This window comes from Poriferisphaera sp. WC338 (assembly GCF_050931845.1).
GTDB lineage: Bacteria > Planctomycetota > Phycisphaerae > Phycisphaerales > Phycisphaeraceae > Poriferisphaera.
Window position 1 is genome coordinate 423,903 of the sequence record NZ_CP194516.1, and the last position, 20,108, is coordinate 444,010.

Sequence of the window (20,108 nt, forward strand, 5' to 3'; positions counted from 1 at the left end):
CAGCACGCCGGCATCAATTCGTTAAAATGTGTCCATGACTTCATCACCCGAATGCATCTACATCGGTCGTAATCGCCTGCACCGTTCGCGTGCGAATCTAATTCAAACACTGAATACAGTTGCCGCATTCGGTGAAATAGGCCTAAAAACAAAGCTATTTTTGCCACCCTGGCCAAAAACGCTCAGTCTGCAATCTAAGCTTGATGATTTTTTTATCACCGGATCAGTAGATGCGCAGCGATCACAGCTACTGCATCCTCGTTGGAAGTTTTGGCCATTCATTAGGTGGTATGGCAAAACATTACAGGCTGCCAAGCATCGCTACACTCGCTCGCCTGAGATCAGCCTCGCGCTTGCCAAAGCAAACTTATCGCATCATCTCGAGATACATGATTTCTACGCAATTAGCGACAAGCGTCAACTCGGTCAGATTATCCAAAACCATCAACAAAAACGCATTGGCATCCTCATTTCCATTACACAAGCAACCCGCCAACAGTTAATTGACGCTGGCGCTGATCCAGATCGCGTTCACGTTGCAACCTCTGGCGTAAATATTCCCGCCTTCCAATCTGTTTCGCCATTTAATCCCGAGCAGCTTGCCGACCCTCATCTTGTTTACATCGGTCGTATGTCCTCTGAATATGGCCGCGATATCTTCCGCGCGATTGCCGATATTAATCAATTTCGTATCACAATCGTTGGTGGCTCAGAGCAAGATGTCTATCCCAATATCAACGTCGCGTCCTTCGCACCTTATCATGAAGTAATCCGTTGGCATAGCGATATGACCATTGCTTTGATGCCTTATCAGCCGACACTCAAACGTATCGAAACGCTCAGTCCCATGAAGCTTTTTGAAGCGCTTGCTGCTGGCCGTCCTATTATTGCTTCCGATATCCCCGTAATATGTGAAATTGTCACACATGAACACGATGCACTGCTTGTTGATCCTTGCGATGCAAATGCATGGATTTCGGCTATTGATCGATTACGATCAGACCATTCGCTTGCTGTGAAAATATCTGAGAATGCAAAAAAAACAGCGGAAAAATATAGTTGGCCTAATCGTGCTCAAGGGATCCTGAATGCGATCCGCACCACTGAATCAAATTAACATCCCTTACATCATCAATCACTTCGTTGTTACAGTCATTCGGCAGCACTATAATGTCGCTCCTATGGATCCCCTTTTGTGCAAAGATGTTTCATTTCTTTCAAAGCTACCTGAGCGCGAGGTCTATAAGGAAGACAATCGCAGCCGGGTTTGGCTTGTCGAGCACGAGGGCATCAAGTACGTGATTAAGCGATTCGAGTATGCGCGATGGCGACAAATCATCGGCTGGCTGGTTCATTTGCATTCCGGAAAGATCGAAGTCCGCAAATCGAAACAACTCGCTGCCAGCGACTTGCCTGTTGAAAAGATTATTGCTTCAAAGATGATCGGTGGTCGTGCACATCTTGTGTCACTCTACCTCGGCAAGCAAATTTTTGAAGCATTCAACAATCAACAAGTCGTTGGCTATCAAGATCGAACGAAACTTATTGAAAGTATCAGTCATGTTATGCGCGACCTTATTGATAAAGGTTATGTATTTCGAGATTGCAAACTCAGCAATATGATTTTGCGAGATGAAGATCATTCTGTTTGTTTGATTGATGTTGGTAGCTTTCGCCGTTTTCATAGTAACCGCCGTCATCTTAATATGCTTCGCATCCTTGACGACACTGCAAAGCGAGCCAACATTTCGCGTGCCGAAAGATTGCGGGCTGCAAGGGCGATGCACTTATCTAGTAAAGAAATCAGAATGCTGGTCATCAACCCCAAAAACAAGTGTTAGATTGCAATCATTTTGTTGAGAGCAGCGTTTCCCATCCATCTAGAACATGTGATAAACGAAATGCTTCGTTGGCTTTAACTTTAGGTGCGCCGTTTTTATACCAATGCATAAGCCGATCTACCACTCGTTTGGGGTCACGCGCATCCACTAATTGCTCCTGATTGCCGAGAACTTCTGCGGCCGACCCGATTGGATGTGCAAGCACTGGCGTGCCTACCGCATTGGCTTCAGCGAATACACATCCAAATGTTTCTTCAAATTGTGTTTGCGGATAGAACACACAAAATGCCTCACGTACATGCCGCAAAACATCCTTCGGCGCAAGCTCCCCAAGGCAAACAATCCCTTCTGATGTTTTAACATCCAAATTAAGGTAGCCCGGATTTGCTAAGTATAGTTTTAGTGTCGATCGCTTTTCTCTCGCAAGATGAAAACATTTTAAAACTTCATCTAACCCTTTATGCGGCGAGCTAAAGAAGACCAGCTTATCTATATCCTGCTTAATTTGTGGGTCAGGATTCAGATCTTCATCAATGGCGTTATACATGTATGTTACAGATTTTGGTCTGTCGGTGCTTAGTCTGTTTAACCATCGAATAGGTGCTGGAAGTTTTAACTTATCCTCCAAGACACCTCGATGAAAATCAGAGACGCCGATTATTTGCACAGCGAATTTGGTTAGATTTTTTCGATGTCGTTGGAATTGTTTATTTGGTATCGTTTGCAACCAAAAGTAGAGATTTGCGTCTGGGTAAGTTCTATGTGCATGTTCTAAAAGTGAAACCTCTCGGAACACAATCACTACATCAAAGGATTTGATTCCGCCGTTATCACTAAACGGCACATACATCATTTGATCCGACATTGCTTCGCAATCATTCCGGTTCTTCTGCTGTACTACTATCGTGTGTCCGCGAGTAGCCAAACCCTCCGCCATACGCACAAGTGAACTGTGTGATCCGTTCAGTGCGCTGTCTCGCATTGTCAAGCTTGAATAGGGTTTTGCTTCAATCGGGTCAATGATTAGTAGGCGCATGGCAAGTTCCGTGTTCGGCAACAAATATAGCTACAGACTATAATTCCATTTACAGCCCACAGCAAAGCCGTATCATACTTGCGCTGTTGCTACCTGTCATGGTTGATCATGAGTTTGTTAGATGATGCCTAACCAGATGTTGGCTTTATGTTTCGGCAATCTTACATATAGCTGCTTGTAATGTTCGGAATGGCCGCCCTTTTCTGAAAAGACGAAACCGCTCCTTCATCATATGCCAAGATCGACCAACCCGAAAAGCTCCTAGTAATTGTTGGTCCTCAACCACGAAACCCTCTTGAGTCAGATAGGCAGCAAACTCTGATGTGCTCCACTCCCGAACATGCTCTGCCCGCGGGCTTTTCATATTATCTTTGCCGCGTAATACATCACGCTCCGGTGTGGAAATCAGCACAACTGTATCTTTATGGCAATGTGCCTTGATGAATTCGAGCAGCATGTTCGGATCCAGCATGTGCTCAATCACATCGACCGACATGATTAAATCAAATTTGCCGAGATTGGTATCTTGTGGTCGTTCTAAGTCTGCGCTCACAAAATCAATCCCACAATCCCCAAGTAACTCTTGAGCTTTGGATACAACGGTTGGTTGCTCTATGCCAGTCACTTGATCAGCTACAGGTACAACTAACTTTGCAAGTTTATGACATACGCCGCAGCCGACATCCATCACCCGCTTAAGGCCACGTTGTTTCACCAAATCCCTAGCCAGCTTGTAGACTTCGTATTGGTAATGATGACTTGTCAGGATGCGTGTTGGTGACCAATAGTCACCCTCGCTCACTTCAAGCGTTGTGTTTTCAGTTCGATGTTCATATTCGCTTTTGATACAGTAAGTTACGTCGGTTCCTGAAATCATTCTGAAGGGCAACCTATCATAGATGATATTTCTTGTTCCCGTGTGATACACGGATGGAAGGCTATGAGTGCAAGGACTATTCTAATGTGAATAGGGTAAAAGTCTACACTATAACCCCAATGCGAATAAGCACCAACATGTATTAAATGTTCGCTGTTTGTATGATGGATATGCCTATTTAAGTTGTAGAGCTGCACACCTATCCATGAAATCCGTGTCGCAGCACTTCCGCGTAGAAACGTGGGTTCAGCCAACGGTTCGGCACTGTGGCAAATCGTTCGTGATTCTCAATCCACTTTTGCATCAGTTTTGGATGTGATTGGGTGAATTTCTTTAGGATTGGATATCGTTCAATAAACTGCCCGAACTTGTTGTTCTTCCGGCGTTCTTTTTCTTCCTCACTTAATGTTCCCCACCAAAGCTTTTCAACCATTTGAAATTTCTCATCCAGATCTGCTTTGGACTTCACCCAGCCATAATGAAACACGCGCGCTCGCCGTCGTTCGTTTGGTGCTGCTGCCCATTGCACGTATTCATCCATGTGATGCTTATCCAGATATCCGTCGTTCTTCTTTCCTTCATACCACGGCATGCCTGGCCCGCACGCATCTCCAAAAATCTGCAACTTACTTCCCATCCGCATCACCCGGCAAGCCTTGTGATACATCCACGGATCAACCGTATCATAATCCAGCACAAAGTGGTGATACCAGAATTGTAGTCCCTTGACACGATCTTTTGCCGCCCAGTGATTCATTCCACCTTTAATTAGTGGCAAGTCATCTTCATGAATTACCTCGTCGCCTTGAATATAAAATCCCCAGGTCAACCCTTCACGTGCTGCGACTTCTTCCGCGGCATCTAGCGCCTTATTCGCTTCAATCGCAAGTACCGTCCCATCGATTTGAACCTCGGGCCACGTCGTTTGCACAATCACAAAACGTTCTGGCGGGATCGGTAAATCATCTGCATGTTTTAGTCGTTCGATCCGTTCTACCGTGTCATCGTCTGATTCACCAGCGGCATACACAAACCAATCACACAACGGTAAAACTGACCGTACGGCCTCTTCCACAGGATATTTCAGTTTCGAAATATTCTTTCCAAACGAAAAACCGCAAACACCCGCATCCACTTTCATTCGCTCAGACATGCACCATTCCTGATCAGACGTTGAATCATCGCGACATTTATGCCGCCTTGCACTGTTTATTGATTAATGCTTCTCATCATAACACAGTCGCTTTATAATATCGCAGTGTGTGGCGGTAAGAATCAATAACTATCAGTATACCTAAAAAGGTCTTACCCATGCCCACACGCACTTTCTTCCCCATATTGTCCATGGTCATCGTTTTGTGCGGTCTCACTGCGACCCTTTCTGCCAAGGATAAACCTGCCACAACCCAACCTGCTGAAAAGCGTGTTTTCTCCAGTCATCCCACAACAGATGATGGTACTCGCTATATCTTGTCTCCTGAGCAGGCTGCGCTGCCCGCTTATCACACTTCACACGAAGAATACTTCGCTAAGGATGTGCTAGGTTACAATCACTTCGTTCTTCGTGGTATTGATGTTGTTCAAGCTTCTGCACCCGATGGTGGTGGTTATTTCATTGGTATCAAAGCAAAACCAACTGAATCGCCTATTGGTTACAACCTCTCAGTTTTTGGTAAGCAACTTCTCAAAGCTCCCCGCACCACCTCCTACTGCTCTGGCTCTTCTTACTCTGCCTTCATCGAAGGCATCAATCACTACAGCAAGGATCAGAACAACGGAAAGTATCCCAAGATCAAGCCACGCATCCTTGAAGCACTTCGAATGCAGGAACCCGATGGTGGTCGGCGTAATGACGGTGTTAAAATGTGGGGGCACTGGAACGATGACGGTTTTGGTAACCACTTCGCACTTGTGCAATATACTCGCATCGGTAAAGTGATCGATCCCATGCACGCTCGTCCCGGTGATTTTATGAACATCTCTTGGACCAATGGTGGTGGACACTCCGTTATCTTCCTTGGTTACGTCATCGAGCAACCTGAAAATCCCAACGATGTGCCCATCAAAAAACTACGTTATTGGTCTTCTCAAGGATCCACGAATGGCCTTGCTGATCAAACTGTTTCGCTCTCACGCATTCGAGCTGTTAAAGTCGTCCGCATTGTCCGCCCACAAAATCTCTTTAACTTCAACATCAAACAAAAAGTTCAGCGAAAAATATCCGGTGATAAAATCATCTGGCCAGACGACCAATAATCTATCACATCACTTCTAGATATTTAAGCACACAGCATTCATATCTTGCGCCTACCATTTCCATGTGTCGATTGCGCTTTATGCTGCAATCCGCCGATACATAGGGCAGGGGGCGCGCATCCTCTTTCTCCGAGGACGCTATGAAGCGATACAACATCATTGATGCACACTGCCATCTGCAAGACGGTTCTTTCGCAAAGGATCGTCAACAGGTGATCGAGCATGCTGAGCAAGTTGGCGTCCAATATCTTGTTTGTAACGCGACTTCTCCTGAAGATTGGGATGAAATTCTTGGTTTTACCGCCCGATATCCGCATGTCATTCCCGCGCTTGGCCTGCACCCGTGGTTTATCGATCAAGCCCCTGATGATTGGTTGATCCAACTCGAAAAACGGATCAAACTTTCCAACGCGCTTATAGGTGAGGTAGGTCTTGATCAATGGGTCAAGCCCCGAGACGAAATACTTCAGGAAGGGGTGTTTCGCGAACAGCTCCGTCTTGCGCACAAGCTCGAAAAATCCCTTTCTATCCACTGCTTGCATGCATGGGATTGGCTTCTCGAAGTATTAACCGATGAGGATGTTCCTGATCGTGGTTTTCTTTTACACGGCTACGCTGGCCCCGAATCAATGATTCCAACACTTTCTGAACTTGGTGGCTACTTCTCTTTCTCCGCCAATATTCTTGATGTTAGCCGTACTCAGCTTCGTCGTGCCATCCAAGTTGTTCCGCTTGACCGTCTTATGATCGAAACTGACGCGCCATATCTGCTTCCGCCCGACGAATATACCCACACGCCCGAGCATCTTGAAGGACGTATCCGCAATGAACCCGCTCATCTTGCCGACTTTTTTCCTCAACTTGCTCAGCTATTAAGTGTCTCACCCGATAAGTTAGCCAGTCAGCTATGGGACAATGCAACCTATCTTTTCGACCCTTGGATAAAACCTGTGCCATGAGAGTATTCACGTATCCAATAATTGCTGTCATATTGATATCAACATAATTAATAATAACGATGGACGATCCTAGATCATTGGAATTCATCGATGCAATCCACGAGGGGCGGGTTTTTCACAACTGACTATACGTTTAATCCTGCCGATGGCTTTAGTGCCCCAATTGCTGCCCCGCCTTACAGCCGTGTTTGATGTTTATAGGATTCATCATGTCAGTGATTCGATTCATGCCCGCCGTCATCCGAGCCGCGATGGTTGTTCTCATCACCCTTTGTACCTTCTTTGCCTTCGGTTGTGGGTTCAATCACCGAACCAATCCCGCGTTTGCCACCACACACGACCAAGCTAAAGAAGAACTAAAAGACATGGAAGATAACCCTGTTTCTCTTAAGCGCCCCGTTATTATTCTGGGTGGATGGGGTGATCCTGGTTTCGCACCAGCTTCTATGGCAAAAAAAATCCACAAAGCAACCGGTGAGAATGATGACATCATTACCGTCAACTATTTTCTCACCTCCTCTTTCGATGAATCTGCACGCAATACTGTGAAGCAGGTTGAAAAACAATTTCCCTCAAACGATCCTGATCAGACAGTCGAAGTTGATGTCATAGGTTTTTCCATGGGCGGACTTGTTGCACGTTATGCTGCGATCCCGCCCAAAGATGTCGGTCCCAACGCCCACACCAAACGCCTCAACATTAAAAATCTTTATACCGTCAGTACACCTCATCAAGGGGCACGTTTTGCGTTCCTCGCCGCATGGTTTGATTCATCCGCTCGTGACATGAAACCTAATTCTATCTTTCTAGAAAAACTCGACGAAGATCTTAAGCAAAACAATCGCTATACCATGATCCCCTATACCCGCCTTGAGGACATGACTGTTGGAGAACACAACACTTATCCTAAAGGTTACAACGTAATTTGGGTTGACAACCGCCCCTTCCAAGCGGCTCATGGTGGTGCAGCCGGCGATCGCCGCATTATCGCTGATATTGCCCGCCGTCTTCGTCATGAACAACCGCTTGCTGCCGCTGACCAGCCGCCGCTTCCCACACTTCCGCAATCCGAACCGCAGTCGCAACAAGCCCAGTACGCTGATGCTGCTCCCACTCTCGGGGGCAAGAGCAAACCTATCTCAAATAATCATCCACCCGCCATCACCTCAACCAGTCAAACACGCCAAGCACCACCGCAAGATACAGCTACTTCTTCACCCATGACAAACTGAGTACTATTCAGCACCTTTCGTACAAAATCAGTCAAATTTTTTTGCCTCGGGGTTTTACATTATGTACGTTTCATTGTCAGTTTAAATTTCACGATGTTATAGCTGCATCTCTCGAATCGGAGGACCAGATGTTATTGCACTATTTGTTTCGTGCTATTGTTGTTACCACGTTGACGATCGTTGCGATGCAGCACACCAGCGTTCATGCCGCGATGATGTCACCCAGCGTTCATTTTTCTGCTTCCAGTCCGAACGCAAGCATCTCATCTCGTGCTGGCAGCTACTGGGATCAAATGATTGTTATCGATAATCGTTATTCCTCCTCGCGTATGTCCCTTGCCACTATTACAAGTAATACCGCCGGCAAGGTGAACACCAACAGCTCCATCAAAGCGCTTGAATACAATTTCTCTGCCTACACCATGCGTCAAAATCCACTTTCACATTTTTATATTAATTATGTTTTGGACAACCATGTTTTCAGTTTCAAGGTAGATCTGGAAAGTGGCTGGTATTCACAAACACTCCGCTTCAATCAAACCACCAGTGAACAAACCATGACTATTGATGGCCAAGAATATGCCATGCATATCACTGGTTTATCACGTACTTCCAATGCATCTCCTAGCACATTCAGCATCACCGATAACTCTGTTGGTAATCGCCGTGGTGAGACTGGCTATATCCATATGGAGCTTGTCGCCATACCTCCACCGTCATTGCCTTCTGCTCCTATCCCTGAGCCCGCCGCTTTGGCTCTCTTTGGCACTGGCGCACTCTTGCTTCATCGTCGCCGTTCCGCATAAGCTGTTATAATTAGCCGATAACCCCATGCAATCATTCCACAAGCCACAGCGTTAAACTCATATGAGTACAACCAACCCCGTTCATTTGTCACATCATCTTTTTTGTAGGCTTCTATGTGCGGTTCTTTTTTTCGTGGTAATTGCTACGCCCATTTGCGCTGCCGATGATTCTTCCACCAAAATGATCATCCATCGTGATGTTGTCTATGCGGAATACGAGAACTACGACCCCCATCTCACTTCGATGGATATCTACAAGCCTGCGGAGCTTGCCTCGCCCGCCCCAGATAAACCGCTTCTGCCCGTCATCATCTATATTCACGGCGGAGCCCTAAAGATTGGTGACAAACGCGGCGTCCATCACAAACCCGCCTTCTTCACCCAGCAAAACTACATCTTTATCTCGATCAATTATCGACTCTCTCCCGGCCAGCCCAGCGCGCCAGTTCGACACCCCATGCACATTCAGGATACGGCAGCGGCTATTGCCCACATCTATTCAATGATTAGACAGCATCATGGGAATCCAGATCGTCTCTTTATTGTTGGTCACTCCGCTGGCGCATATCTTGCCGCACTCATTGCCACTAACCCCAGCTATCTCGCTGAACACGATCTTCCCCTCGACATTCTCAAAGGCGTTATCCCTATCGATACTGCCAAGTACGATCTTCTTCCCATCCGTCGTTTCGCTTTGCTTGTTCCTGACAAATCATGGCTCGTACAAGCTCTCGGCCAGGACCTTCTTACATGGCAAGATGCTTCCCCCGCCTTTCATATCAATAAGCAAACTGAATCCAATCCCATTCCGCCATTTCTTTTGCTCTACTGCAATAGCCGTCGCGATGCTTCACGTGCTGCCACCAACTTTGCTAAGCGGCTCAACAAATATAATCATTTCGCCACTGCGGTTGGCTATGACGACAAAACCCATCTCACTATCAACCGCCAACTCGGTCTCCCCCACGATCCACCGACTGAAACGATCATGCAATTCCTGAATGAGCGTATCAGCCAACTTGATCAAGATGAGTTGGATCACTCTGCAGAATAATCTTTCATCACTTTACGTTTCTTTATTTCATCCGATATCTTGCAATACATCCCGGTGCTTCGGTCGTTTGTGCCCATAGCACACGAGCCGCTTCTCCCTTGTCCATCTCTCTTAATTTCGCATCCACTCGCTTAGCCACCATTTCTGCCACGCGCTCCGCCGACGGATTCCATGCCCCCTGATCGCCATCTCGAAACCCTTCTACCTTATTCAAATTTTTTCCGTCCCACGCAGCCAGAACCTCATCCACCACCTTCTCCAGCACATGAAAATCCATTACCGTCTCCAGCGCGTCCAATCGCTCTCCACTCCCTACGCACACTGTGACCTGCCAATCATGCTTGTGATAATCCTCCAACCCGCCGTTCGGCAATCGCAGCGCATGGCCCGCTCGAAAAACCTTCACAATCTCGATTTCATACATCGTCGGCTCCTTATCGCAATCAACACCTCATTAGCCCCGTTCATCCCCTTGCCTGATTGTCTCACTCGCTTGCTCCCCTTACACTTCTTTCTTGCGAACCACACGCAATCTCACCGCTTTTCGGAGACCCACGTGGCCAACCCCACCTCAGAAACAACATCATTCCCCAGCACCGAGCCCATCATAGGCATTGACCTCGGCACCACCAACTCACTTGTTGCTTTCTGTGACGAGCGTGGTCCACGTATCCTCATCCCCTCCCATAGTACGGCGGATAGTACTGCCGAAAGCGCAACTCCCGAGGGCGAGGATTCGCTCCCTTCTGTCGTTCGTCTATCGCTTGCCGATAGCTCCCTCGAAGACATTGGTCATTCCGCCCGTGCACAAGCCATCACCCACCCCACCAATACCATTCACTCCGTAAAACGTCTCATGGGTCGTGCTCTCGCTGACATCGCTGATGAAGCCGCCACGCTCCCATACCCTGTCGTTGAAGGCCCGCAAAATACCGCTCGCATCCAAGTCGGTAACAACATCATCTCCCCTCAGCACATCTCCGCACTCATCCTCACTGAACTCAAATCCCGCGCCGAAGCTGCACTCCAAACCCCTGTCAAGAAAGCCGTCATTACCGTCCCCGCTTACTTCGATGACGCCCAACGTCAAGCCACCCGAGATGCCGCGCGTATCGCCGGCCTGCAAGTCGTCCGTATCGTCAATGAACCCACTGCTGCTGCACTTGCTTACGGCTTGTCTGCTCCCGTGCCTAAATCTTCGCACAAAACATCTGGGGGTATCTCCCTCTCCACCAAAATCAATCCCGAAGCATGTAGCACACCAGAATCGCCATCATCATCCGGGTCTGAAAAGCAAGCGCAGAATGAGCAGATCATAGCTGTTTACGATCTTGGCGGTGGCACGTTCGACATTTCCATTCTCCGGCTCACTCAAACAGATACAGGTTCTGTTGATCAGGTGCTCGCAACCGCTGGCGACACCCATCTTGGAGGTGATGATGTCGACAATCTCCTCATTAATCTCATCCAATCCGAAATTGCCGTTCAATTTTTCGACGGCAAATCCATCGACTTTCCTCCATCCACTCGTCAAGCGTTCCGCAACTTCGCGGAGCAAACCAAAATCCGTCTATCTAATGATGAGATAGCCAACATCGAAATTGCAATTGGTGGCGGCAAAACTTACACCCGATCTATCACCCGCGAAGAGTTCGAATCCCTCATTTCTCCTTGGGCAGACAAGACCATCACTGCCTGCCAGGCCGTACTTCACGCCGCCAATCTTACTCCTGCCGACATCGAGCGCGTCATTATGGTTGGCGGCTCCACACGTATCCCACTTATCCGTCAGCACGTCGGCGACTTCTTCAACACCACCCCCTACACCGCGCTTGACCCCGACAAAGTCGTTGCACTCGGCGCTGCTGTCCAAGCTTCTATCCTCATGGGCATCTCCTCCTCCCGTCTCCTCCTCGACGTCATCCCCCTTTCCCTCGGCATTGAAACCATGGGAGACGCCGTCGCCAAACTCATCACCGCCAATACCACCATCCCCACCCGCGCCACCGAAATCTTCTCTACCTACGTTGATGGGCAAACCAACGTCAAGATTCACATCCTCCAAGGCGAACGCGAACTCGTCAAAGATTGCCGATCCCTTGGGCAATTTGAACTCCGCAACATTCCCCCTATGCCCGCAGGTCTTCCTAAAATCGAAGTCACCTTCCTTGTCGATGCTAACGGCATCCTCTCTGTATCCGCCACCGAAGCACGTTCCGGCAAACGTGCCGCCATTCAAATTATCCCAAACCATGGCCTCACCTCCGAAGAAATTACACAAATCGAAACAGAAGCCTTCCAGCATGCTCGCGAGGATATGAATGTTCATCGGCTTATTGATCTTCGCCTCAATGCAAAACTAGACATTCGAAATATCAACAAACAACTTGATCGTGTTGCCGACGAAATCGATCCTACCTATCGTGCTGAAATCGAGTCTCACGTGAAAACCGTTCAGTCATTCATTGATGCTAATAACCCCGACGCCGACGCGTTCCAAAAAGCTCACACCGACATGGACCATGCCACCATCAAACTCGCCGAACTCAACATCGCCAAAACCCTCCGCGATGAAGGTCTCGCTTCACAATAATATCTCTCCCGCAATATCTATCTCATGATGAGACAACAGCAACATCTAAACGGCCTCGTCACTCTCCACTCCTCTCTCCTCGACGAGATCAATATCACTCACGCTTTCACCACCCGTGTAGGCGGCGTTTCCCCTATACCTTGCGATTCACTTAATCTTGCTTCACCACTTACCGCTACTGTCGATGAAGTGCCACGCATCGCACACAACTTTCGCCGTCTTCGCGCCGCACTAAACCTCGAGCGCATTATCCGCATGGCCGTCAATCAAGTCCACGGCCATGATATCTTCATTCCGGATGACAAACCCACTAACCCCAACTGCGCCCCCAAAGCTGATGCGATTATCACCCATCGCTCCGCGCGCATGCTCACTATCCGTACCGCCGATTGTCTCCCCATTCTCATTGCCAACAAGCAAGGCGACCTCATCGCTGCCGTCCACGCGGGCTGGCGATCCCTTGTCGCGGGCATCATACCTAATACTATCCACGCCATGCTTTCGTATCACGATTCAACATCTGCGCAAGCATCACCTTCAGATTTTATCGCCGCCATCGGCCCCGCCATCTCCGCCGAGCATTTCGAAATCTCGCAAGATGTTGCCGATCAGTTCATCCAAAACAATCTCGCTCCCGCCGTCATCACCAAACCCCACTGGCCAAAGCTGCACATCGACCTCATGCTCGCAGCACGTATCCAGCTCGAATCCTTTGGTCTACCCTCTGGTCAAATCGATACTTCCTTCCCCTGTAGTTACGCCAACACCGACCAATTTTTTTCTCACCGCCGTGATGTCACGCACAACCATCTCTCCACCACTGGCCGCCATGCTGCCATTATCGCCATACCGTCTGTGGACTGATCTTCATACTATTCTCATCCATTTCACAACCTCAATTCCTCCCCTTTAACCCTCTCATCGCGCCACATTAACCCTTCTAACAAAAAAATAAATACGCCCGGTAGCCGCCCCTTAGCCCATCTGTTAATCTGCTTTCCTCAGGCTTAACATGAGGTACCTATGATCCCTATCACCATTTCAAATCTCCGCAAACATTTCGGCGAAACTATCGCTGTTGACGGCATTAACCTTAACATCGGCGCCGGTGACCTTTTTTTCCTCCTTGGCCCCTCAGGCTGCGGTAAGACTACGCTTCTTCGCATGCTTGCAGGCTTCACCGATCCAACTGCCGGATCTATCCACTTTGGTGATCGCGATGTTACACACGAGCCTGCCAACAAACGTGATACGGGCATGGTTTTCCAAGGTTACGCACTTTGGCCCCACATGACCGTTGCGCAAAACGTCGAATTCGGCCTCACTGTCGGCAAACGCAAATCACAATTCAGCGCACAGCAACGCGCTGACAAAATTCAGGCTGCCATGAGTGCCGTCGAGATTGAGCAGTACGCTGACCGCAAGCCTAACCAACTCTCTGGCGGACAACAGCAACGCGTCGCCCTTGCTCGCGCTCTTGTCATCGAACCCGATGTTATGCTTCTCGACGAACCTCTCTCTAACCTTGATGCAAAGCTTCGACTCAGCATGCGATCCGAAATCCGACGCATTTGTAAAAACGCGGGCATCACCGCTGTCTACGTCACGCACGATCAAAAAGAAGCGCTATCTATGGCCGATGGTATTGCCGTCCTTCGTGCGGGTGCCGTCATGCAGACCGGTTCACCCCGACAACTCTACGATCGTCCTCAATCTCGCTTCGTCGCGGATTTTCTCGGTGAGACAAATTTTATCTCTGCCGAAATTGTTTCACGTGATAACGATCAAATCATTCTCGATTCCCCTCTTGGCAAACTTGCTTCCTCCGTTTTCCCAGAAAACCTCCCCGACACAGGCAACATCACTTGTTCTATACGACCAGAAGCACTCAGTCTCGATCACAATCCCGTCAACGAACTTAACGGTCACGCCAACTCCTTCATTGCTGCGCAAAAAGATATAACCTACTTGGGCGAAATGGCTCAGTATCAACTCACCGTTTCGGATAACCTTCCAATTAAAGCGTTTGAGCTCAATCCACACCTCATGGATCGATCTGCTGATCGTATCCACGTTACTGTTGCGCCCAACGATGTCGTTATTCTCGCTGACTAATCAGTGCGAAAATCACACTGTTTTCTTTGTTGTAAGCGATCAGTTTGCTTTCGGATATTTTTGCCTTGCCGCGTCATCACGGAGCGATGTTGTTGGGTTACGAGACATGCATTTTTCGCAATTCGTAGAAGCGTTACAATCCTACCTAATTATTCAATATGTAATTCTGTTCAGTGATAGCACCTCTCTGGCCAACCGATCATTTTAGTGTCGTAAGTAGTGTTACGCTGTTTATATTACACGTCAAAACCGGGGTCCATGTGAATCCACATACGATCAAGTCCGCCATGTTAATATTGGCCGTGTTGCTGTACGCCTGTCCAGCGATCGGCGCCGAGCCGCAAGCAGCTTCAAAAACCAATCACGATGCCAAGGTAAGTTTGAACGATCTGATTTTTGAAATGAAGCGAAGCCTGCTGTTGAATAACACTCAGGATGCACTTTCGTATGCTGAGATAGCCCATGCACTCGCTGTCAAAACACTCGGCCCCAACCACCCGCGCGTTGCGAAGCTCCTGCTCGATCTCGGTAACCTCCATAATCAATTACATCAACCACAAAAGGCACTGACTCACTATCAGCAGTCGCTGAAGATAGAAAAATCACAACTAGAACCAAAGCCGATACATATTGCGACTTGTTTTGGAAACATGGGACATGTATATAGAAAGCTCGGTGATTTGCAAAGTGCAACTGTGTTATATGATCAATCACTGAGAATCCGTGAAGAAACCCTACCAGAAGGGCACCCCGGCCGGGCTACTGGATACGGCAGTATGGCTGTTCTGTATTACGAACTCAACAATCTTAAGCAAGCAGAATCGTTCAGTCTTCGCGCAATCAAAATTTACAAAGAACATCTTCTCATGGGCGGCTACCACCCCCTGTTGCCCAACATCCAAAACACTCTTGCCAAGGTGTATGAAAGCAAACAGCAGTTTGTAAAAGCTGAAAAACTTTATCAAGAATCAATCGCCATACACGAGGTGAATCATATCAGCATCGAGGCGCCAAAATATGCGGAAACACTGCATGGTTATGGCGGCTGTTTATACAAACAGCGAAAGTTCCGTCAGGCGATCCCGATTCTGGAACGCGCCGTCAAAATGATGACGGACCATGGTCTGCGGATCAATCATCGAACCGCCTCCTATCTGCACGGGCTGGCAGAACTCCATATCGCAATCACAGAGACTGAAGTTGCCAAGGAATATCTGCAAGAATCGCTTGAGATAACCCGTCAAACTTTAGGGCCAAATCATATCAATGCCCGGAAAACAAAGGCTTTATTAGACAAATTGAATCAGAAGTCTGTTGCAGTTACTCACTCGGACCAGCCGTATTACATCAAACTGTTTACCCGTGCGAAGCAGGCACAAGATCAGCACATGATTGATGATGCGCTGAAATATTTTGAGCAGGCCCTTGCAGCCGCCGAAGCTGACGAGACATCGTTTGATAAGGATACCGCAGTGATCCTCGCGCATCTTGCAGAGATTCAAGCAGGTCGCAAGCAGTATGATAAGGCTGAATCCTATTTTGAGCGCGCTTTGGCATTGTCATATGACGCCAACGGCCGATACCATCAACAAACCATGGCCATTAAGCTTGGGCTCGCCGACAATTATTTTGCCTACAATAACTACGCTCATGCGGAATTGTTGTATGACCAACTGTTTGCGGACTACAAGAAGGTTGCAGATTACAAAAAAGAACAAGTCCGTTTCGATGGTTGCCGTCTTCATTGTGTCTATCGTTTGATAGAAATTTGTCGTGCGACCCGTCGTGATGACGAAGAGTTCGCCTTGCGAGCGTTAGCAAAAGACACACAGAGGCAGCAGCGAGCTGCCAGAACCTCCGCCAAGTCACTGTCCGCAGTTCAAAACAAACAGCCCTAATTTTTAATGTTTGCATGGGATGCTTCGTACGTTCTTCGATGTCATGTTATCGTATTCAAGCTGCCAATGACTTATGGTTGCGCGTGCGGCTGTGGAGATTGCCTCGATTAACATCTATTGTTGATCGAAAGCAAGGTAATGGTGAGGTGGATAAGGTGCGCGGCGCCATCATTTAACACGCTGAATAATATTTTGATCACTTAGGCGATCCTCGATTTGTCTCTGATGAATGTCTCCTCACGAGCCTCACACTTATGTCACCAGCGGCTATTCGAACCAGTTAGGCAATAGCTCGATCAGTAGGCAAGATTCGCATCAAAACTCTGAATAAAACGTCGCAAGCTTGTGGCGTTTTATTTTTGTTTTTCAACCGTTGCCTGTTTACGAATCTCATAGAGAAAAGGCTGATTGGGGTGGAAAACGGCTGCATCATGAGGAGGAGGTATCGAAATCAATAGTATGAGCGGTGTAGTGCGGGAAAATTCGCCTTGAATCACGGCAATCGCGTGCCAAAAATAAAAAAGTGTCATAATTATAGAATTTAGCTTTATTTCTACGCCCAAATTTGTACGATATCCGCTTGTGAATGGATAAATAAGTACGACATTCGTCACAGAATAGGATTTAAAGATGAAAATAGGTACAATTAAAGAAATTAAAACCCATGAGTATCGTGTCGGTCTGACGCCGGCATGTGTAAAGGCGTATATCTCTCGTGGTCATGAAGTTACGGTGGAGAAAGGTGCTGGCGAGGGTGCCGGTTTTTCCGACGAACAATACACCACTGCAGGTGCGCAAATCTTTGCAGATAAAAAAGCTATATTCGATCATTGTGACATGATTGTGAAGGTCAAAGAGCCGCTTCCTGAGGAATTTGATCTCTTCCGTGAAGGGCAGCTTTTATATACCTATCTGCATCTTGCCGCTGCAGAAGAGCTCACGCATGCATTGATGAAGAAGAAGGTACAAGGCGTTGCCTACGAGACCATCGAAACTCCAGACGGTGCTTTGCCTTGTCTCCGTCCGATGTCCGCGATTGCTGGACGTCTCTCAATCCAAGAGGGCGCGAAGTACTTGGAGAAGACCTACGGTGGGCGTGGCGTATTGCTCGGTGGTGTTCCCGGTATTTCACGGGGTAAAGTTGCTGTCATCGGTGGTGGTGAAGTTGGTTTAAATGCGGCAAAGATGGCGGTCGGTCTTGGTGCTGAAGTAACGATTCTCGACGTGTCGGCGAATCGTCTGTCATACCTTGACGATGTTTTTGGTGGGCACGTTACGACGCTTTACAGCAACGATGCGAACATCGAAAAGGTTGTGAGGGAAAGTGATCTGATTGTGGGTGCGGTGTTATTGCCGGGCAAGAAGGCACCACATTTGATCAAACGCGAACACTTGAAGATGATGAAAAAGGGTGCTGTGATTGCAGATGTTGCGGTGGATCAAGGCGGCTGCTTTGAAACGACCAAGGCAACAACACACAGCGATCCGATTTTTGTGATTGATGATGTGGTGCACTACTGCGTGGCGAACATGCCGGGTGCGGTGGCACGGTCATCGACTTTGGCGCTGACAAGCACGACATTGCCATACGGTTTGCTGCTTGCGGAGAAAGGTCTGAAGGGCGCATGTGAGGCGAACAAGGATCTGATTCCAGGCGTGAATGTTTATGATGGCAGGTGTACATATGAAGGTGTGGCTGAAGCATTTGGCTTGGCATACACACCGCTCAGCGACGTGTTATAGTTAACGGCTAAAAGGATGGTAACTTGCACGTTCGTTTTTGTAGGAGATAACGCATGACCCCGGATGAAATGGATTGGAAGATTACTGATATCCTTCGACAAGGGTATGAGTCTAACAATCAGATCGCGCGACAACTCGGCGTGTCGGAAGGCATGGTGCGTAAGCGTGTACAGCGGCTAAAGGAAGCTGGCATCTTGAAAGTTCGTGCACTTATCAATCCTGATGTTCTGGATAATCAGCAGATTGCGGTTATCGGCGTGAACGTGAAAGAGTCGCGGCTGCTGGATCAGAAGGCGAGCGATATCTCTGAGTTGGAAGGCGTGTTGTCGGTGTCTGTGGTTTCAGGTCGATACGATCTTTTGCTTGAATTGCTAATTGATTCAAACAAGGGGTTGGTCCGTTTTTTGACGGAGACATTGCCGCAGGTTGATGGGATTTCCGCAACTGAAAGTTTCTTGCTTTTGAAAAGTTATCATAAGTATGTTTAACGTGTGAAAGCACGTGTGTTATTGGTAGATAGACCGTAAGATAGACGGTTGGTTTGTTTAGCCGGCAGTCAATGAAAATTGGCTGTAGGCTTTGGAGTAAGGGGCGGGATGATTGGAGACTGGTTTGGGAATATTCCGGGTTGTGTGGCGGGTTGTATCAGGCATTGAATGGGAGTCCTGATGTAGCTCAAATGATGTTGTCGATGATTAACAACAATTAAATTGATTGAAGTGGCAGGTGATGTGGGCGTGGCTTGCCACGATATCGTACGCCAACGCATGTGATGTGTTGACGGTTTATCAATGTTGGGCTCAAACGCGAGAACTGGAGACAATCATGAACGATGCCCATGAACTATTGGACCTGCTTTGGAAAGATTACAGTGACCTGATCCCGCAAGCAAAAGAGATCCATGCTTTGCTTGAAGCGCGTGGTGAGAAGGTTGCGAATGACCACATCGCATTGCGGACGTATAACGACCCGCGTGTGGGAGTCGAAGCACTTGGAAAGTACTTTGAGAAGCACGGGTATGTCGCTAAGGGCGAATATCAGTTTGAAGCAAAAAAGCTTCGTGCAAAGCATTTCGAGCATGCAGACCCGACTTTACCACTCGTGTTTATCAGTGAGCTTAAGCTAGAAGAGTTTAGCGAAGAGCTGCAACAGACCGTGAAAGGTTTGATTGATCAGATTAGCGACGATGCTTATGCAAAGGACGATTTCCCGTGTATGGGTAAGCTATGGGATGTTTCACATGAAACATACTTGAAGCTTGCGGATGAGAGTGAGTATGCAGGTTGGCTCAGCGCGTTTGGTTATCGTGCGAATCACTTCACGGTGTATGTGAATGAGCTAAAGACGATTGATAGTCTTGAAGGGATGAATCAGTTCCTGAAAGATAATGGTTATGCGCTGAATACAAGTGGTGGCGAGATTAAAGGTACGCCGGACATTTTGCTGGAGCAATCATCAACATTGGCGGATAAGGTTGAGGTTGATTTTGCTGATGGCAAGTTTGTCGTGCCGGCGTGCTACTATGAGTTTGCACGGCGATATCCACAAGCAGATGGCACTATCTTTAAGGGGTTTGTGGCACAGTCGGCGGACAAGATTTTTGAGAGTACCGATCGTCAGAAATAAAGGCATATGCCTGCGATATGTTTTGTTGGGAGTAAGGGTAAAACCTTGAGTCTGGAAACGGAGACGTTTTCA

At 47.9% G+C, this 20,108-nt stretch carries 18 protein-coding genes; 14 read left to right on the plus strand and 4 right to left on the minus strand.

What is annotated here, in order from left to right:
- Nucleotides 1–34 precede the first annotated feature (34 nt).
- Entirely contained in the window at nucleotides 35–1,117 is a 1,083-nt protein-coding gene (locus tag ACQ6WK_RS01740) for a glycosyltransferase family 4 protein (RefSeq protein ID WP_432799019.1), read from the plus strand.
- 76 nt (nucleotides 1,118–1,193) lie between these two features.
- Nucleotides 1,194–1,841, plus strand: coding sequence for a hypothetical protein (locus tag ACQ6WK_RS01745; protein WP_432799020.1), 648 nt, complete (start codon nucleotides 1,194–1,196; stop codon nucleotides 1,839–1,841).
- A gap of 7 nt (nucleotides 1,842–1,848) precedes the next feature.
- On the opposite strand, the gene ACQ6WK_RS01750 is transcribed toward ACQ6WK_RS01745, so the two are convergent.
- The 3 genes from ACQ6WK_RS01750 to ACQ6WK_RS01760 form a co-directional block, all read right to left on the minus strand.
- The gene (locus tag ACQ6WK_RS01750; protein WP_432799021.1) at nucleotides 1,849–2,691 is read right to left on the minus strand and encodes a glycosyltransferase; all 843 of its coding nucleotides are present in this window, start codon (nucleotides 2,689–2,691) and stop codon (nucleotides 1,849–1,851) included.
- A 331-nt stretch (nucleotides 2,692–3,022) separates the two neighbouring features.
- Complete coding sequence (locus tag ACQ6WK_RS01755; protein ID WP_432799022.1) at nucleotides 3,023–3,754, minus strand: class I SAM-dependent methyltransferase; 732 nt, start codon at nucleotides 3,752–3,754, stop codon at nucleotides 3,023–3,025.
- Nucleotides 3,755–3,953: 199 nt separating this feature from the next.
- Entirely contained in the window at nucleotides 3,954–4,907 is a 954-nt protein-coding gene (locus ACQ6WK_RS01760; RefSeq protein ID WP_432799023.1) for a hypothetical protein, read from the minus strand.
- 158 nt (nucleotides 4,908–5,065) lie between these two features.
- Between ACQ6WK_RS01760 and ACQ6WK_RS01765 the strand changes: the two genes are divergently transcribed.
- From ACQ6WK_RS01765 to ACQ6WK_RS01785, 5 genes are all read left to right on the plus strand, one after another.
- Nucleotides 5,066–6,010: a hypothetical protein gene (locus ACQ6WK_RS01765; protein WP_432799024.1), complete on the plus strand. Its 945-nt coding sequence runs from the start codon at nucleotides 5,066–5,068 to the stop codon at nucleotides 6,008–6,010.
- Between the two features lie 140 nt (nucleotides 6,011–6,150).
- A complete protein-coding gene (locus ACQ6WK_RS01770; RefSeq protein ID WP_432799025.1) occupies nucleotides 6,151–6,969 on the plus strand; it encodes a TatD family hydrolase in 819 nt (272 codons plus the stop codon).
- A gap of 209 nt (nucleotides 6,970–7,178) precedes the next feature.
- Nucleotides 7,179–8,201 (plus strand): esterase/lipase family protein, encoded by a 1,023-nt coding sequence (locus ACQ6WK_RS01775; RefSeq protein ID WP_432799026.1) that lies wholly within the window; start codon nucleotides 7,179–7,181, stop codon nucleotides 8,199–8,201.
- Between the two features lie 128 nt (nucleotides 8,202–8,329).
- Nucleotides 8,330–9,007 carry a PEP-CTERM sorting domain-containing protein gene (locus ACQ6WK_RS01780; RefSeq protein WP_432799027.1) on the plus strand — a complete coding sequence of 226 codons (678 nt, stop codon included), beginning with the start codon at nucleotides 8,330–8,332 and terminating at the stop codon, nucleotides 9,005–9,007.
- A 181-nt stretch (nucleotides 9,008–9,188) separates the two neighbouring features.
- A complete protein-coding gene (locus ACQ6WK_RS01785; RefSeq protein ID WP_432799028.1) occupies nucleotides 9,189–10,061 on the plus strand; it encodes an alpha/beta hydrolase in 873 nt (290 codons plus the stop codon).
- Nucleotides 10,062–10,083: 22 nt separating this feature from the next.
- Here the strand turns inward: ACQ6WK_RS01785 and ACQ6WK_RS01790 are convergent, their stop codons facing one another.
- The gene (locus ACQ6WK_RS01790; protein ID WP_432799029.1) at nucleotides 10,084–10,485 is read right to left on the minus strand and encodes a 6-pyruvoyl trahydropterin synthase family protein; all 402 of its coding nucleotides are present in this window, start codon (nucleotides 10,483–10,485) and stop codon (nucleotides 10,084–10,086) included.
- Nucleotides 10,486–10,617: 132 nt separating this feature from the next.
- Between ACQ6WK_RS01790 and ACQ6WK_RS01795 the strand changes: the two genes are divergently transcribed.
- From ACQ6WK_RS01795 to ACQ6WK_RS01825, 7 genes are all read left to right on the plus strand, one after another.
- Entirely contained in the window at nucleotides 10,618–12,654 is a 2,037-nt protein-coding gene (locus ACQ6WK_RS01795; RefSeq protein WP_432799030.1) for an Hsp70 family protein, read from the plus strand.
- A gap of 24 nt (nucleotides 12,655–12,678) precedes the next feature.
- On the plus strand, nucleotides 12,679–13,518 hold the full coding sequence (gene pgeF / locus ACQ6WK_RS01800) for a peptidoglycan editing factor PgeF (protein ID WP_432799031.1): 840 nt from the start codon (nucleotides 12,679–12,681) through the stop codon (nucleotides 13,516–13,518).
- A gap of 159 nt (nucleotides 13,519–13,677) precedes the next feature.
- Nucleotides 13,678–14,769, plus strand: a complete 1,092-nt coding sequence (locus tag ACQ6WK_RS01805) for an ABC transporter ATP-binding protein (RefSeq protein WP_432799032.1) — start codon at nucleotides 13,678–13,680, stop codon at nucleotides 14,767–14,769.
- A gap of 287 nt (nucleotides 14,770–15,056) precedes the next feature.
- Nucleotides 15,057–16,667, plus strand: coding sequence for a tetratricopeptide repeat protein (locus ACQ6WK_RS01810; protein ID WP_432799033.1), 1,611 nt, complete (start codon nucleotides 15,057–15,059; stop codon nucleotides 16,665–16,667).
- A 630-nt stretch (nucleotides 16,668–17,297) separates the two neighbouring features.
- Nucleotides 17,298–18,410, plus strand: a complete 1,113-nt coding sequence (gene ald, locus ACQ6WK_RS01815; protein WP_432799034.1) for an alanine dehydrogenase — start codon at nucleotides 17,298–17,300, stop codon at nucleotides 18,408–18,410.
- A gap of 53 nt (nucleotides 18,411–18,463) precedes the next feature.
- Nucleotides 18,464–18,898 (plus strand): Lrp/AsnC family transcriptional regulator, encoded by a 435-nt coding sequence (locus ACQ6WK_RS01820; protein WP_432799035.1) that lies wholly within the window; start codon nucleotides 18,464–18,466, stop codon nucleotides 18,896–18,898.
- 337 nt (nucleotides 18,899–19,235) lie between these two features.
- Nucleotides 19,236–20,036 carry a DUF1338 domain-containing protein gene (locus ACQ6WK_RS01825; protein ID WP_432799036.1) on the plus strand — a complete coding sequence of 267 codons (801 nt, stop codon included), beginning with the start codon at nucleotides 19,236–19,238 and terminating at the stop codon, nucleotides 20,034–20,036.
- Nucleotides 20,037–20,108 lie beyond the last annotated feature (72 nt).